Origin of the sequence: Oceanispirochaeta sp. (assembly GCF_027859075.1) — a bacterium.
Lineage (GTDB): Bacteria > Spirochaetota > Spirochaetia > DSM-2461 > DSM-2461 > Oceanispirochaeta.
This window is the reverse complement of record NZ_JAQIBL010000039.1, coordinates 23319-37271: the sequence shown is the minus strand read 5'-3', so window position 1 is coordinate 37271 and position 13953 is coordinate 23319. Positions and strand designations below refer to the sequence as shown.

The 13953-nt window shown below is 42.7% G+C and carries 20 protein-coding genes; 13 read left to right on the top strand and 7 right to left on the bottom strand.

Translation table 11 applies throughout. From position 1 onward, the window contains the following. From PF479_RS02490 to PF479_RS02470, 5 genes are all read right to left on the bottom strand, one after another. On the bottom strand, nucleotides 1–285 hold a 285-nt coding region (locus PF479_RS02490), incomplete at its 3' end, for a CcdB family protein (protein WP_298001892.1). Then, nucleotides 285–503 (bottom strand): type II toxin-antitoxin system CcdA family antitoxin, encoded by a 219-nt coding sequence (locus tag PF479_RS02485; RefSeq protein WP_298001890.1) that lies wholly within the window; start codon nucleotides 501–503, stop codon nucleotides 285–287. The genes PF479_RS02490 and PF479_RS02485, both read right to left, overlap by 1 nt. A gap of 300 nt (nucleotides 504–803) precedes the next feature. Then, entirely contained in the window at nucleotides 804–1334 is a 531-nt protein-coding gene (locus PF479_RS02480) for a permease (protein WP_298001889.1), read from the bottom strand. Further along, on the bottom strand, nucleotides 1331–1819 hold the full coding sequence (locus tag PF479_RS02475; RefSeq protein WP_298001887.1) for a permease: 489 nt from the start codon (nucleotides 1817–1819) through the stop codon (nucleotides 1331–1333). Before PF479_RS02475 ends, PF479_RS02480 begins: the two co-directional genes overlap by 4 nt. Before the next feature lie 215 nt (nucleotides 1820–2034). Then, nucleotides 2035–2760 (bottom strand): protein DA1, encoded by a 726-nt coding sequence (locus PF479_RS02470; RefSeq protein WP_298001885.1) that lies wholly within the window; start codon nucleotides 2758–2760, stop codon nucleotides 2035–2037. 165 nt (nucleotides 2761–2925) lie between these two features. On the opposite strand from PF479_RS02470, the gene PF479_RS02465 reads away from it, so the two are divergent. From PF479_RS02465 to PF479_RS02440, 6 genes are read left to right on the top strand one after another with little or no spacing between them, the layout of a single operon-like run. After that, a complete protein-coding gene (locus PF479_RS02465) occupies nucleotides 2926–4140 on the top strand; it encodes a trypsin-like peptidase domain-containing protein (RefSeq protein WP_298001883.1) in 1215 nt (404 codons plus the stop codon). A 36-nt stretch (nucleotides 4141–4176) separates the two neighbouring features. Further along, nucleotides 4177–6165 carry an excinuclease ABC subunit UvrB gene (gene uvrB, locus PF479_RS02460; RefSeq protein ID WP_298001881.1) on the top strand — a complete coding sequence of 663 codons (1989 nt, stop codon included), beginning with the start codon at nucleotides 4177–4179 and terminating at the stop codon, nucleotides 6163–6165. Next, nucleotides 6162–6539 carry a hypothetical protein gene (locus PF479_RS02455; RefSeq protein ID WP_298001879.1) on the top strand — a complete coding sequence of 126 codons (378 nt, stop codon included), beginning with the start codon at nucleotides 6162–6164 and terminating at the stop codon, nucleotides 6537–6539. The genes uvrB and PF479_RS02455 overlap by 4 nt, the downstream gene beginning before the upstream one ends. A 44-nt stretch (nucleotides 6540–6583) precedes the next feature. Beyond that, entirely contained in the window at nucleotides 6584–7285 is a 702-nt protein-coding gene (locus PF479_RS02450; protein ID WP_298001877.1) for a YggS family pyridoxal phosphate-dependent enzyme, read from the top strand. A 2-nt stretch (nucleotides 7286–7287) separates the two neighbouring features. Further along, complete coding sequence (locus PF479_RS02445) at nucleotides 7288–7707, top strand: hypothetical protein (protein WP_298001876.1); 420 nt, start codon at nucleotides 7288–7290, stop codon at nucleotides 7705–7707. Beyond that, nucleotides 7700–8620, top strand: coding sequence for an RluA family pseudouridine synthase (locus PF479_RS02440; RefSeq protein WP_298001874.1), 921 nt, complete (start codon nucleotides 7700–7702; stop codon nucleotides 8618–8620). The genes PF479_RS02445 and PF479_RS02440 overlap by 8 nt, the downstream gene beginning before the upstream one ends. Nucleotides 8621–8630: 10 nt before the next feature. Here PF479_RS02440 and PF479_RS02435 read toward each other — a convergent pair whose 3' ends face one another. Both PF479_RS02435 and PF479_RS02430 read right to left on the bottom strand, forming a co-directional pair. Next, nucleotides 8631–9197 (bottom strand): MBL fold metallo-hydrolase, encoded by a 567-nt coding sequence (locus PF479_RS02435; RefSeq protein WP_298001872.1) that lies wholly within the window; start codon nucleotides 9195–9197, stop codon nucleotides 8631–8633. Further along, on the bottom strand, nucleotides 9194–9700 hold the full coding sequence (locus PF479_RS02430) for a pentapeptide repeat-containing protein (protein ID WP_298001870.1): 507 nt from the start codon (nucleotides 9698–9700) through the stop codon (nucleotides 9194–9196). Before PF479_RS02430 ends, PF479_RS02435 begins: the two co-directional genes overlap by 4 nt. Nucleotides 9701–9835: 135 nt before the next feature. On the opposite strand from PF479_RS02430, the gene PF479_RS02425 reads away from it, so the two are divergent. The 7 genes from PF479_RS02425 to PF479_RS02395 all read left to right on the top strand — a co-directional run bounded on the left by PF479_RS02425 (nucleotide 9836) and on the right by PF479_RS02395 (nucleotide 13944). Then, nucleotides 9836–10114 (top strand): hypothetical protein, encoded by a 279-nt coding sequence (locus PF479_RS02425; protein ID WP_298001869.1) that lies wholly within the window; start codon nucleotides 9836–9838, stop codon nucleotides 10112–10114. Further along, nucleotides 10111–10926, top strand: coding sequence for a glutamate racemase (murI, locus tag PF479_RS02420; protein WP_298001867.1), 816 nt, complete (start codon nucleotides 10111–10113; stop codon nucleotides 10924–10926). Before PF479_RS02425 ends, murI begins: the two co-directional genes overlap by 4 nt. Continuing rightward, complete coding sequence (rsgA, locus tag PF479_RS02415; protein WP_298001865.1) at nucleotides 10923–11846, top strand: ribosome small subunit-dependent GTPase A; 924 nt, start codon at nucleotides 10923–10925, stop codon at nucleotides 11844–11846. Before murI ends, rsgA begins: the two co-directional genes overlap by 4 nt. A 76-nt stretch (nucleotides 11847–11922) precedes the next feature. After that, a complete protein-coding gene (locus tag PF479_RS02410) occupies nucleotides 11923–12525 on the top strand; it encodes a hypothetical protein (protein ID WP_298001864.1) in 603 nt (200 codons plus the stop codon). A 3-nt stretch (nucleotides 12526–12528) separates the two neighbouring features. Beyond that, on the top strand, nucleotides 12529–12927 hold the full coding sequence (locus PF479_RS02405) for a hypothetical protein (protein ID WP_298001862.1): 399 nt from the start codon (nucleotides 12529–12531) through the stop codon (nucleotides 12925–12927). A gap of 51 nt (nucleotides 12928–12978) precedes the next feature. Next, complete coding sequence (locus tag PF479_RS02400) at nucleotides 12979–13329, top strand: hypothetical protein (protein ID WP_298001861.1); 351 nt, start codon at nucleotides 12979–12981, stop codon at nucleotides 13327–13329. Between the two features lie 15 nt (nucleotides 13330–13344). Next, the gene (locus tag PF479_RS02395) at nucleotides 13345–13944 is read left to right on the top strand and encodes a V-type ATP synthase subunit E (protein WP_298001859.1); all 600 of its coding nucleotides are present in this window, start codon (nucleotides 13345–13347) and stop codon (nucleotides 13942–13944) included. Nucleotides 13945–13953 lie beyond the last annotated feature (9 nt).

Here is a 13953-nt window from a genome sequence, read left to right as displayed (position 1 = left end):
TGTAAATTCTTGTCTCAGGACTGCCGCATTCATGACTTTCTCACCCATCAGTTCAGAGGGAATGGCCGCCAATTCTGATATGAAAATTATATATTCCTCCTTTCCGATACTAATGGGGATGTGAACCCGGGAAAGTTTCTGGTCTGAATATTCTGTTTCTCTTCTAAGAGGAGCAACTATCCTGGTTGCCAGAAGATCCATTGGATCAGATTGAAGATTGATTAGAAAGGGAACCTCCTTTGAGCTATTCGGATTTTTATTTCTGAATATATCAAATTGTTTCATTAAAAGGTCCTCAGACCATCACTGAATGCACCCACTTCAGTAATCCGCTGATTATACCTATTCAGGTTGGCTTTATTTTCTTCAATCCAGGCTTCTTCAGCTTTTTTCTTTAATTCTTCCTTCAACGCTTTTTCAAGTAGTGTAGAAATAATTATATTCTGATTCCTGGCTGATTCCAATAACTCACGGTCTATACTCACATTTGTTCTCGTTTTCATGTGTATAAAATAACACAAGAAGTGTGTGTAGTCAATTTCTCCGTTGAGAGTGAAGTGGATTTCAAGAAAATGGAAAATGGAATATGACAATAAAACCCATTTTGTAGAAGAATGATTCCTATTTCCTTTAGTCATGTTTCAACAAGAATTCTATTAAATGAGATGGTCTCATCTCACTATATAAGAAATCGTAATTAAGAAGACTGAGAAAAAGGGTGTGTATCTACAGTCCGCTTCTGGAAGAATTTGGACAGTGCCGGTAGTCATTCGGCATTTTAAAAGATCAAAGAACGCTTTAAATCACATCTTTGAAAGTTTCTCATATACCAGGTCCAGCTTCTTTCCTTTCAGAAATTTTTCCATAAGAATAGACATGATAAAAAAGACAATAAATCCTGTGATTACATGGATCGCTGTAAATTTTAATCCGAAAAAATTAAGTTCGTACATGAGTATAGGTAGCTTCGTTGTCGTCCAAACACCCAGGAAAAATATGATATACGAGATACGGGCCCCTTTGTTGGCTAATATCGCTGCAATAGGAAATGCGGCATACAAGGGTCCGGCCCCGAACGTTCCCAGCACTATGGCCCAGAAATAACCTTTTAATCCGGCATTCTCTCCCATATGTCTGATAATGATTGCTTTGGGAATCCAAATATCCAGCAGATTAATGATCAGGAGAATTGGTGGGAGAATTTTCAGCATTGTACCAGCGCTTGAAAGAGATATGGACATAGAACTGACCGCCGTTTCCGGTTTTAAATAATACAGGATCAGAAGGGCCCCCAGTGCCATCAGGGACATGGTATATTTTTTAATTTTTTTCATGCTGTCCCTCCCATTAAAACGGAAATAGCCAACACGAATGTTATGGTCATGACCAGAGTGCCAATATTTCTGTACAAAGCAAACTCAGTACCAAAAAATTGTTTTTCCATGGGGAATGTCACAATGCCGATACCCATCAGGGCTGCTAAAAACCCGGCTATTTGTAACAGGCCGGCACCCTGGTCAAGTAATGTGGCGCCTAGAGGAAAGGCTATGACACTTGGGACCAGTGTCACGGCTCCCGTCGCAATTGCCATGGCAATACCTGCGATTCCTGAATTTTCACCTATAATTTCTGAAATTGTCTCGGTAGAAAGCATGGATAAACTCAATCCTATGACGATCAGAATGAAACTCATTTGAGGCAGCAATCCCAGAAGACTTTTTATAGATTTCATGACGGCTTGTTTTGTTTTTTTTCTGTCTTTTAGGATAGAAAAAATCAATAATAGGATTGCAACAGCATAAAAAATACCAGATTCCATTAGATCTCCTTATCATTACTTATTGATACATTTATATTTTCGGGATTGTCATCAGTTTTTACTCTGAAATAAATATCCTGTCTAATGAACCTTGTCCTTTTACACCTGAGTTTGTCAGTGTGAAGACAGGTCCAGTCAGTTTAAAGGTATAAGATATTTTTCAATGTTTTTAGGTTGTGTGGACAATAAAGGAAGGGATGAGCAAAAAAAGTTAATTAAATTCGCTTATGCGTTTTTAAATACTCAAGCCAGCCGGTGATTCCCTGCCTGTCGGCCAGCTTCTGAACCTTCCGGAATCCGGATCCATATACTTTGCTTTTACTGGAGAATAAGCCTTGGATCAGGTATTCGGCTTCCAGAGTCTTCAGACTTTTCAGAACCAGATAGGATGCCATATTACAGCTCCCTTCCACTAAAGCAGGGGATGCATCAGTGATATTATGGCTGTAAAACCATATGTGCATCAATTCATGGGCAGAGGTTGAAATAAAATTAACCCTTGGCAGGCCATCCAGGATATATATTTCCATTATATAATGGCTTAGTTTACCATTTTTTGTTTCTCTCTGGTATGTGGCAGTGCCCTGTTTCTCCGCGCTGACTCTATCCCGCTGTTTCATTTTAGAACGGCTGATGAGGGCAAAATCCGGTTTAAAAGGTCTTATTTTAATCCCGGAAATCTCAAGAGAATCATGAACCTCTTCCAATATTTTCAGGCCCTTCCGGGGAGTGTCTACGGAGTTCATCAGGCAGATTCCGCAGATTCGGCGGCCATCCTGATAGGCCTTCCCTCCCTTCGTGCTTTTTGTTCCAATGAATCGTCCGCAATAGTCACATTGGGGAGTGGTTTTGAGATGGAAGGCACAATAGGAATTGCCCCAGAAATCCAGAATATATTTTCCATGGATAGTTTTTCCACAATAGGAACAAGGGGGATGCATAGGAATAATCTATCATAGAATAGAGGCTTATACTCCTTTAGCTAAACCTGTTAATTCACCTTTTCTTGTCAGAGATTTAAAAAGATGAAAGATTTCTATCTAAATATTTGAAATATATTGGTTATTCAGGTATTTTAAGATTGATAGGGGAGGAGTGAATCAATAATGAAGCTATACAGTAGGAATCAGGTTATTTTTTATTCAATAGGAACGGCTCTCCTTGTATTCCTGCTCCTTTTTGGTTTCGGCCTCATATCCCTCTCTTCTTTTAATTCGGATATACCAGCCCTGACAAACAGCTCTTTTCCTGAAGTTGAAATCTTTCCATCTCAGCCTGCTACTTCATTGGGGAATCCAGTATTTAACAGCAGTGATTATTCTGAGGACGAACTGACAAATATCGGAATCTATGAGAGATACAACGAAGCGGTTGTGAATGTAACGACAGAAGTTGTGGGCTACAACTGGTTTCTCGAACCCATTCCACAGGAAGGGTCCTCCGGTTCAGGTTCCATTATTGATAAGCGTGGCTTTGTCCTGACCAATAATCATGTGGTAGACAAGGCCTATAAGGTCTACATCACCCTGGCAGACGGTAGTCAGTATGAAGGGGAAGTCGTGGGAACAGATTATGAAAATGATCTGTCTGTTCTGAAATTTGATCCTGAAGACAAGGAGCTGGTAACCATTCCCTTCGGGACATCAGATCATTTGAAAGTAGGGCAGAAGGTCATTGCCATAGGGAATCCTTTTGCCTTTGAGCGGACCTTGACTACGGGCATTGTCTCTGGTCTGGGACGGCCTTTGAAAAATGACTCGGGCCTTGTGATTCGTGATATGATTCAAACGGATGCATCCATTAATCCGGGCAACTCCGGAGGACCCCTCATAAACATGAAAGGGGAGATGATCGGTATCAATACAATGATTTATACCCCCTCAGGCGGCTCGGTGGGTATTGGCTTTGCCATCCCTGTGGATACAGCCCGGCGAGTCGTGCCGGATCTTATTAAATTTGGAAAGGTTCAGAGAGGCTGGATTGATATTGTTCCTGTCCAGCTATTTCCTTCCCTTGTCCGCTATGGGAAGCTGCCCCTTTCAAAAGGAATTTTGATCTCCAGAGTCATCAATGGTGGAAATGCCGAGGATGCAGGATTGCTGGGGGGAGATCCGGATCAGGCTGTAAGAAGCGGCAATTCCGTGATTTATCTGGGGGGAGACATCATCACCGGGATCAATGGTGTGGTCATCGCGACTCTCTCCGATTTTTACGGCGCACTGGAAGCAACCAGGCCGGGAGATGAGGTCGAAGTGGAAGTGCTCAGAAGGAAACAGACTAAAATATTAAGAATCAAATTGTCAGAAAGACCAACAAACTAAAATCCAGGAGTTAATTCCCCAGGGGAATGATACCATATGAATAAATTTAAAGTCGTTTCTCCCTTTGACGCTGCGGGGGATCAGATCAATGCGATTGAAAAATTGTCTGATGCTTTCCTGAATGGTGCCCGGAGGGCGACCCTTCAAGGCGTAACAGGTTCGGGAAAAACCTTCACAATGGCTAAAATTGTGGAGTATATTCAAAAGCCAACACTGGTTATCTCTCATAATAAAACTCTGGCGGCTCAACTCTACAGGGAGTTTAAGGATTTTTTTCCCCACAATGCGGTGGAATACTTTGTTTCCTACTACGACTACTATCAGCCGGAGGCTTACGTTCCTTCCCGTGATTTGTATATTGAGAAAGATTCCTCTATTAATGATGAAATCGACAGAATGAGGCTCTCGGCAACCATGAGTCTGATGGAACGTACGGATGTCCTCATTGTTTCCACAGTCTCCTGCATCTATGGTCTTGGAAATCCTTCCTCCTATAAAGATATGAGAGTCCAGCTCCTGGTCGGGGAGATTTATAACCGGGATGATATCATCAGGAATTTGATTTCTCTTCAGTATGAACGGAATGATATGGTACTGGAGAGGGGGAAATTCAGGGTTCGGGGAGATGTGATGGAACTCTATCCTGCCTACCTGAAAGAAGCCTACCGTATCAGCTTTGACTGGGATGAAATTGAATCTATGAAACGATTTAATCCGGTTTCGGGGGAAGTTCTGGAAGATCTTACCATGTGTACTGTCTATCCGGCCAAACATTTTGTCATGCCTGAAGACAGTGTTCAGAAGTCATTGACCGCTATCAGGGATGAAATGACCCTACAGGTGGAATTTTTTGAATCCAGAGGTCAGATTGTAGAGGCTCAGCGCCTGAAAACCAGAACAGAATACGATCTTGAGATGATGGAGGAAATGGGGTATTGCTCGGGGATTGAAAACTACTCCCGCCAGCTGTCAGGCCGGGAGGCTGGGGAACGTCCCGAGGTACTTATGGATTATTTCCCCCCCGATTTTATGACCATAGTCGATGAATCCCATGTCACCCTCTCCCAGATCCGGGCCATGTATGAAGGGGATCGATCCCGTAAAACCAATCTTGTGAATTTCGGATTCCGTCTTCCTTCAGCCCTGGATAACAGACCTCTGGTATATTCTGAATTTGAGGACTTTAAAAAACAGCTTCTTTATGTTTCCGCCACTCCCAGACAGGAGGAGTTGGAAAAGTCAGAACTGGTGGTCGAGCAGATTATCCGGCCCACTGGTCTCCTTGATCCCATCATTGAAATCCGTTCGACCGAAGGTCAAATGGAGGACCTATATGGCGAAATCAGAAAGAGAATTGACGAAGGTGAGCGGGTCTTGATCACAACTCTGACAAAAAGAATGGCCGAGGATCTGACTGATTATCTAAATGAACTCGGGTTGAAGGTCAATTATCTTCATTCCGAAGTCGAAACCATTGAACGGGTCGAAATCATTCGCGATCTCAGACTCGGGAAATATGATGTCCTTGTGGGCATCAACCTCCTCAGAGAAGGTCTGGACATCCCCGAAGTTTCTCTCATTGCCATTATGGATGCGGATAAAGTCGGTTTTCTCCGATCCGCTACGGCTTTGATCCAGACAATCGGCAGGGCTTCCAGAAACTCCAAGGGAAGGGTCATTATGTATGCCGACCGGGAATCTTCCGCTATGATCGAAGCGATTCGTGAGACAAACCGCCGGCGGGGAATCCAGAAAAAATACAATGAAGATCATGGCATTACTCCCGAAACGATTATTAAAGCAGTGCAGGATATACTCATCAGAAAAATTGATCTGAAAAAGAAAGCCGAAGAGATGACGATTTCTGTCATGAAGGACAATGTGAACCTTCTGGATCCTGTACAAAAGAAAAAACTCATTAAGGCCCTTGAAAAGGAAATGCTTGAGAAGGCAAAGAACATGGAGTTTGAAGAGGCCGCTGTACTCCGTGATGAAATCGTCGAACTGAAAGGGGAGAACCTATGATGCGGATTTTCATATATCTCCTGGTATTCCTTTTTATACCCCTGTCCTGTGTTCTGAAAATTGAGGTCCCTGACATTATTTTACCAGCGACTCCCATCATGAAAGGGACGACCAACTGGGGTGTGGTGAATGTATCCTATCTGAAAATAAATAAAGAACCTGATGATGATCAGCATATTGTGACGACATTGAGGAAGGGTGATCTGGTTCGGATCGAATCAGTGCATTTCATAAATGGAAGAGAGCGTTCTCTCTGGTATAATATCAGTAAGGATAAGCTGACTGGCTGGGTTCAGGACAGTTCTCTTGACAGTTACTCAACGAAAGAGAAAGCCTGGACGGCATCTCAGAGGCTCTTGGGAGAACTCCCCTGATGACTCCCTTTTCCAGAATAGGAAAGCTGTGATAGATTCAAGCTATGAGTATTCGTGAAAATCTTGAAAAATTGAATAATTCCATTGAAGCTGCCGCCCTAAAGGCTGGCCGGACTTCCTCTGAGATCAAACTGATGGCTGTGAGTAAGACAAAACCACTCGAACAAATCAGAGAAGCCTATGATGCAGGGCAGAGGTTGTTTGGAGAAAACAGAGTTGCCGAAGCACAGGAAAAGTTTGCCAGCCTACCCGAGGATGTTGATTTGCATCTCATTGGACATCTTCAAAGGAATAAAGTAAAAACAGGCCTCTCTGTTTTTGACTGCATTCAGTCCCTTGATTCAAGAGAGCTCGCGGAGAAGCTGGTTCAGAATTATAAGAATCAGATTCATGAGATGAAAGATCTTCCCATTCGAGTTCTCCTTCAGCTGAAGACGGCCGAAGAGGGGAGCAAAACAGGATTTTCATCGGAAGAAGAAATCATTGAAACCGCCGGATGGCTTCGGGAACAACAGGGAGTCAGGATCGAAGGCCTTATGACAATCGCTCCCTTCACGGATGATGAATCTGTGGTGAGGGAGGCCTTTGCCCGATGCCGTATTCTCCAGGAAAAATTGATGAGCCTGTACCGTGATCAGGATTTTTCAGTTCTCTCCATGGGTATGTCCTCTGACTTTGAGTGGGCTGTTCTGGAAGGCTCCACACTTTTGAGAGTCGGCAGTGCCCTGTTCGGAGGCCGGTTCTGAGAATGAAGGTTTTCCGGATAACCAGCCTGATTCTATTCATGAGTCAGGCGGCTCTCCTGTCTCCCCAGGAGATGAATGGGCCGGTTACGGAGCCCCTGCCTTATCAGGAAGTTGAATTTCCTGTCTGGGCCCATGATATGAGGCGTTTTGAAGTCATTCTGTTCGGCTCCTTTCCATTGACTTATATTCTGACATCTTTGGTATATGAAGTGACCAGTTATGCGGGAACCGGATTCAATTCTGAGTTTTCTCTGGCTTCTGAGAAAAAGCAGGATGATTTGAAATACCTGCTTGTTACATCCGCTACATTATCGGGTGCTGTTGCCGTGGCTGACCTGATCATTGGAAAGATCAAAAAAAAACGAACCAGGAATCAGGCTCAGGAGTATCCGGAGTTTGTTGAAGAGGAAAAAAGTGAATAAAGAAACAAAAGAAATTATCGTCAGTCTTCCCGAGGGGGAGACTCTGAGAGCCGATAAATATGTATCACACATGGGATTCATGAGGAGAAGCCAGTTTGAATCCCATAAGATTCAGGTTTTTATGAATGATAAGGAAATCAAACTTTCCAAGAAAGTTAAAGATAAAGATGTATTGGTCGTTAACTGGAGTACTCCCGATGAGCCTGACTTCGCGCCAGAAAAAATGGATCTTGATATCCTTTTTGAAAATGATCAAGTCATCGTTCTGAATAAGCCTCAGGGGCTGGTTGTTCATCCCGGTGCCGGGAACTATAGTGGAACCCTTGTTCAGGGTCTTCTCTATTACAATCAGCAGCTGGGAAATCATTTTGAGGATGATCCTCTCAGGCCGGGGATCGTGCATCGTCTGGATAAGGATACTTCCGGACTTATCATCACAGCCAAGAATCCCGACTCCCTGGAATCCCTGTCTGAGCAGTTCAGAAATAGAACCACCGAAAAATACTATCTGGCATTTATAAAGGGCCGGCTTCCTGCGCGGAGGGGTAATATCGATACTTTTATCACCAGAGATGACAAAAACAGAAAAAAATTCAAGGTCCATGAGACAAAAGGTAAACGTGCTCTCACCCGATATGAAGTTCTTGAGTCCTGGGATCGTTATTCCCTTATCAAGCTTAAGCTGGAGACCGGCAGGACCCATCAGATCCGTGTTCATCTTTTATCCATGGGCTGTCCTATTCTGGGAGATTCCGTCTATGCCCGGAAAGATAATGTAATCGGCGATGTAACCATGATGCTCCACTCATGGAAGTTGGGTATTGTTCTTCCCGGTGAGACTGAAATGAGGCAGTTTGAAGCACCCATTCCCGAACGGTTTACCGAGTTGAAGGCACGGTTAAATCAAATTTAAAGATATTGAATTACATATTCTGTTCATATTTTTTGAATATTGCGGCCTCGGCTTTGATTGTTGAGGGGGGACCGTGACCAGGAAGTACTATTCCATGAAAGTCTCTTGAAAAGATTTTTTCTTTTAATTCAAGAAAAAGCTTCTCCCGGCTGACCTTGTCGGGAGTTGTGCCTGTTCTCCCTGCTGAAAGGATATCTCCGGTAAAGTAAAAATGTCCTATTTTGTATACGAGTGAATCATCGCTGTGCCCCCGAACGGGAATGACTTCCACTTCCTGGCCGGTGAACTCATATTTCCCTTCCTTCAGTACATGACAAGGCTGATTTTCCAAGAAGGGGATTGCCGAATAGACCTGAGCGTTGTAGATCTTCAAGAGGGTATTCACTCCGCCGTAATGATTCCAGTGACTATGAGTTATCAATATGTGTTTGATGTAATAATCATTTTTTTCAATCAGCTCCAGTAACGGGACATCCATGACTCCCGGATCAATCAGAAGAGCCTCTCCACCAGAATCTCCTCCCACAAGATAGGTATTGCTGAATCCTACGGCTGCAAAATGATTAAATAGCTTCATACCCTGTTTTCCTTCTGAAAATAGGCTTCTTCTGTATTGGAATACCGGAAATCGACCCTCTTTATCCGGGCCAGACAAAAATCAACTCGTTTGAGATTACAATTGACAAAGTTGGTATCCTTCAGTGAGCTTCCGATAAATCTTGAATAGTAAAGATCTGATTCGCTGAATTCGCAGTGCCTGGCCTTGATTCTGTTCCAGTTTACCGACACCAGATCAGATCCCTTCCAGGTGGAATCCAGAAGCTCTGAGACTGTAAAAACACTTTGAATCATATTGACTTTGAGAAAACTGCAGTCCTGAATGATCGAATCATCAAAAAAACACATTTGAAAGCGGGATTCATCAAAACGGCAGTTCCTCCAACTGGTGTGATGGAAAAAGCAGTTTATAAATATTTTACCCCGTAAATCCAGATCTTCAAAAAAAAGCCCCGGTGCTTTTAAATCAGTAATTACTGTATTGGAAAGAAGATAATGAATTATTTCTTTATTATAATCCATTTCCTTATGAGTTTTGCACAGTCGAAAATCCTGGTATGCATGGTTCTTGCATCCCGGCCAGGAGCATAAATCCAAGTTGAACATATAAATATGTAATTTATTGCCTTTTTTTTGACAAGGGGTTAAGATCCGATTATGAATAAATGTTATTTCTGTGGGAAGGAAAGTACAGAAAAAGTTTACCGGAACAGCCTCTGTTCTGAATGTGGAAAGGAACTGAAAATCTGTTATAACTGTATTCATTTTGACAAAGCCTCTGCAAATCAGTGCCGTGAACCTCAGGCCGAGAAGGTCGTTGAAAAAGACAGAGCCAATTTTTGTGATTATTTCTCAGCTTCCGGTCAGTCTCATGTCCATTCTTCGAATCAGAAACTTGAGGATGCCAAAAAGAAAATTGAGGATTTTTTCTCTTGATAAATCGGGTTCCCCTTGTCTTTTTTATGGACTCCGGACTGGGAGGGCTCCCCTATCTGCAATGGGTCAAGAATGAAAAACCACACTGGCAGTTTGTTTACCTTGCCGATCATTCCTGTTTTCCCTACGGAAGCCGGAGCACTCCATTTTTAAAAGAACGATTAGTGAATATTACATCTCGGATTGTAGAACTCCATCACCCTGATCTGGTGGTCGTTGCCTGTAATACAGCGTCAGTAACCGCTTTGGACACATTGAGAGATGAATTTTCAATTCCCTTTGTCGGTGTTGTACCTGCGGTTAAACCGGCAGCCCAAACCGCAGGGGTCGATAAAATAGCCGTATTGGCAACAGATAAGACGGTGAAGGGGAAATACCTCAAGGCCTTAATCAGGCAATTTGCACCTGATCAGGTGGTAGAAACCAGAGCCGCATCGGATCTGGTTGATTTTGTTGAGAATCATCTGTTTCTGGCGGATGAAGAGGAGATAAAAGAAGCCTTGGATCCCTATATATCCCTGATCCTTGAAAAACAGTGGAAGGTTATTGTCCTGGGTTGTACTCATTTTATCCTGTTAAAACCCTGGTTTGAGAAGTGGCTGCCCCAAAATATCAGCATCATTGATTCAACCGAAGGTGTTGGCCGTAGAATCCTGCATCTGCTTCCTGAGGATCTTTCCAGCCCCTTTACGGGCCAGGTTCCTGAGAATATCTTTCATATTACCGGAAACCAATACAATGAAAAACTCTATAAAACAGTGGCCGCTCAGTATCAGATGATACTTTCACCCCTGAAGGACAAGGTGTCATGAAAGGATTAGTGCTTTGGGGTATTAACAATATTTTTTCTGTTAAAGGAGAAGAGGACGGAAGAATCCGGGAATGTAGAATCAAAGGCAAAAAAATGGACTTTGAAACCCGTTTTTATAATCCTCTCTCTGCGGGTGACTGGGTCGAGTTTGAAGACATTGCTGAAGAAAATAAGGGAATGTTGATCAGCCGTTATGACAGGATGAATTATTTTGCCAGATGGAATAAAAAAGGGCGGGCCCTGCAGACTCTGGCCGTTAATATGGAAACCCTGTATTGCATTGTTTCACCTGAATCTCCTCCTTTCAGGCCCCGCTTTATTGACAGGGCGCTCATTTTGGCAGAGCAGGGACATCTGGATGTGGCTGTCATCCTGAATAAATCAGATCAGAATATCCCGGACTGGGTTACTGAAAGGTTAGATAATTTTAAATCCCTTGGCCTTGAGGTCAGGTTTACATCCTGCGAAACAGGCGATGGTATCGACTCACTTCGCGAAGAGATTAAGGGGAAAATCGTTGGATTTGCCGGTCAGTCCGGTGTGGGAAAGTCTACCTTGCTCAATCTCCTGATTCCTGGTGCCAGTCAGAGAACTGCCGAAGTCTCTGAAAAAATGTGCAGAGGCAAACATACCACTAATTTTGCCGTCATGATTCCCTATGAGAACGAAGCTGGTTATATCATTGATACACCCGGAATCCGGGATCTCCTGCTCTGGGGAATTGAGAGTCCCGATCTGTCACACTGGTTTCCAGAATTTAATCCTTTGAATGAAGAGTGTTCATACAAGGGATGCAGGCATCTTCACGAACCCCGTTGTGCCATAAAAAAAGCAGTGGAAGATAAAATTATCAATTCTGACAGATATGAAAGCTATACAAGAATGATGAAAGAGCTTGTGGAGAATGAACAGAAATACTGAAGGCCTGTTTTAGATACGTTTTTATAACAGTTGTACTTTGTATGTTTTTTTGATATATATGAAAAGGATTTTAAATATGAGATTAAAAGCACCGGGACTTATACTTCTAACTTTACTCATGGTTTCTCTCTCCTCCTGCCTGACGATCACGACGGGGCTGGATCATTCGAGTTCTGGAGCGGGACGTCTCAGTCTGGATTACCGCATCAATAAAAAAGCAGCGGGTGTACAAAAAGATTCAGTCACATCCGAAAATCTTATCCCCCTGCCTGTCAAACGAAGTGATTTTGATGAACTCGCAGCCCTGTATCCTACAGTCACCATTCGAACTTATTCAGAAAGAGAAGATACTGAATTTATATATATTGAAACCGAACTGGAATATCAGGATATCAATGATCTGAGTTTATTTCTCGGATTTCCCATTGAGTTCAGTACTGCCGGGAATCTCAGCATTTTAACAATGCATATTTTTGATGGAAATGGTCCCTTAGATAGAGAAACATTGAGTATCATTGATTCCCTTTTCTCTGAAGATAAGCTCAGCTTTGAACTGACCTTTCCCCGTGCTCTTCAATCCAGCAATTATGGAAGTATAAACGGAAGAACTGTCAATTTTGATATATCAATCCCCGATGTATACAGGCAAAACAGCCTGATCTGGACTGTGGAGTGGTGATTTATGTATCATCCAAAGACCAATGAATGGGACAAGAAGCTTAAGGCCATCTGTGATCGTATCGATTCCTGGCTTGAAGAGAGCTATGGTTCCAAGTATTCCCTGAGACCTAACCGGCCGGAGCGGGGTGAAACAGCCAATCCGGAAATGGATGGTTTATTTAATGTTCAGGCTTTGTTCACACCGGGTTACCAGAGTGAGATGGGGCGCGGGTATCTGATCGAAATTGAATTATCTACCCTGGAGGATGTTGATCCAGTGGTGGAACAAGAGATACTTGATCTGGTACTGGTTAGGTTGAAAAAAGAAATAAAAAATGAATTTCCTGAAAGATTACTGGAAATTGGTTTTGATGGGAATATGATTAAAATATGGGGAGATCTTAGTTTAGGGTTTGCTTAATTGATTTCCATACCAATTCTGATAGTTTTTTCAAAAAAGGGGGGTATTTATTTGCCTGAAAATAAAAAGCTATTCATTAAAATTCTCAAGATTGAGCTGGAAGAGACGGGTGTAGATACGGCTTTATTGATTGATATCTACAGAAGTCGATATACTAACAGGGAAATCACTCAATATGTGCAGCGAGAAAATGAAGCTCTTCTGGAACGTGAAATCCATTGTCTGGAAAAAATGGTTCCTGAACTGGAAAAATTTCCGATTGATGATTATAAAGACAAAGATTCTTTTGTACAGGGTTTAAGTGTCTTTCTGAAAAGTTTTGTAGAAGTGAACCAGTTTCCTCAAGCTGCTTTCCTTCTAGCGGAACGTAAATTACAGAAAGTGGTAAAATATATCTATTAAAGAGGTTGAAAACGCATGGATGTTCAAGTTAAGGAACTTATTGAAAAGATCAAGAATGACGGTGTAAAAAATGCTGAGGAAAACTCCTCACGTATCATATTCGAAGCTGAAAAAAAAGCTGCTGCCCTCATCGAGAATGCTGAGAAAGAAGCATCAGATATTAAGTCACAGGCTCAGAATGAAGCAAGCCGGATGGAACAGGCTGGTAAAGAAGCTCTTAAACAGGCTGGAAGAGACCTGTTGCTGGGTATTAAAAAAGACGTTGAAGATCTCTTTGACCGCATCCTTCAGTCCGGAACGGCGGAAGTTCTCAAAGGGGACAGTCTGAAAGACTGTATTGTTACTGTACTCAAGTCCTGGAAAGATGATGAAATCAAGGATCTCAGCGTTCTTGTTGCTCCTGAAACTCTAAAATCCATGGAGAGTCAGCTGAAATCAGAACTGAAGGCTCAGGTAGAAAAGGGGTTGGAAATCAAACCCTTCAGTGACTTGAATGCAGGATTCAGAATCTCTGTCAAAGATGGACGTGCTTTCTACGATTTCTCCGATAAAGAACTCATGGAACTGCTCTCTAAATATCTGAACCCCGGACTTATGAGTATCCTGGAAAAGTAAAAGGAGTCC

What these genes read in the sequence shown, in the direction of transcription:
- PF479_RS02395 (WP_298001859.1), top strand. Translation starts at nt 13,345, where the DNA reads ATGGATGTTCAAGTTAAGGAACTTATTGAAAAGATCAAGAATGACGGT.
- PF479_RS02465 (WP_298001883.1), top strand. Translation starts at nt 2,926, where the DNA reads ATGAAGCTATACAGTAGGAATCAGGTTATTTTTTATTCAATAGGAACG.
- PF479_RS02470 (WP_298001885.1), bottom strand. Translation starts at nt 2,760, where the DNA reads ATGCATCCCCCTTGTTCCTATTGTGGAAAAACTATCCATGGAAAATAT.
- PF479_RS02475 (WP_298001887.1), bottom strand. Translation starts at nt 1,819, where the DNA reads ATGGAATCTGGTATTTTTTATGCTGTTGCAATCCTATTATTGATTTTT.
- PF479_RS02480 (WP_298001889.1), bottom strand. Translation starts at nt 1,334, where the DNA reads ATGAAAAAAATTAAAAAATATACCATGTCCCTGATGGCACTGGGGGCC.
- PF479_RS02485 (WP_298001890.1), bottom strand. Translation starts at nt 503, where the DNA reads ATGAAAACGAGAACAAATGTGAGTATAGACCGTGAGTTATTGGAATCA.
- PF479_RS02450 (WP_298001877.1), top strand. Translation starts at nt 6,584, where the DNA reads ATGAGTATTCGTGAAAATCTTGAAAAATTGAATAATTCCATTGAAGCT.
- PF479_RS02430 (WP_298001870.1), bottom strand. Translation starts at nt 9,700, where the DNA reads ATGGATTATAATAAAGAAATAATTCATTATCTTCTTTCCAATACAGTA.
- PF479_RS02445 (WP_298001876.1), top strand. Translation starts at nt 7,288, where the DNA reads ATGAAGGTTTTCCGGATAACCAGCCTGATTCTATTCATGAGTCAGGCG.
- PF479_RS02455 (WP_298001879.1), top strand. Translation starts at nt 6,162, where the DNA reads ATGATGCGGATTTTCATATATCTCCTGGTATTCCTTTTTATACCCCTG.
- PF479_RS02410 (WP_298001864.1), top strand. Translation starts at nt 11,923, where the DNA reads ATGAGATTAAAAGCACCGGGACTTATACTTCTAACTTTACTCATGGTT.
- PF479_RS02425 (WP_298001869.1), top strand. Translation starts at nt 9,836, where the DNA reads ATGAATAAATGTTATTTCTGTGGGAAGGAAAGTACAGAAAAAGTTTAC.
- PF479_RS02405 (WP_298001862.1), top strand. Translation starts at nt 12,529, where the DNA reads ATGTATCATCCAAAGACCAATGAATGGGACAAGAAGCTTAAGGCCATC.
- PF479_RS02435 (WP_298001872.1), bottom strand. Translation starts at nt 9,197, where the DNA reads ATGAAGCTATTTAATCATTTTGCAGCCGTAGGATTCAGCAATACCTAT.
- uvrB (WP_298001881.1), top strand. Translation starts at nt 4,177, where the DNA reads ATGAATAAATTTAAAGTCGTTTCTCCCTTTGACGCTGCGGGGGATCAG.
- rsgA (WP_298001865.1), top strand. Translation starts at nt 10,923, where the DNA reads ATGAAAGGATTAGTGCTTTGGGGTATTAACAATATTTTTTCTGTTAAA.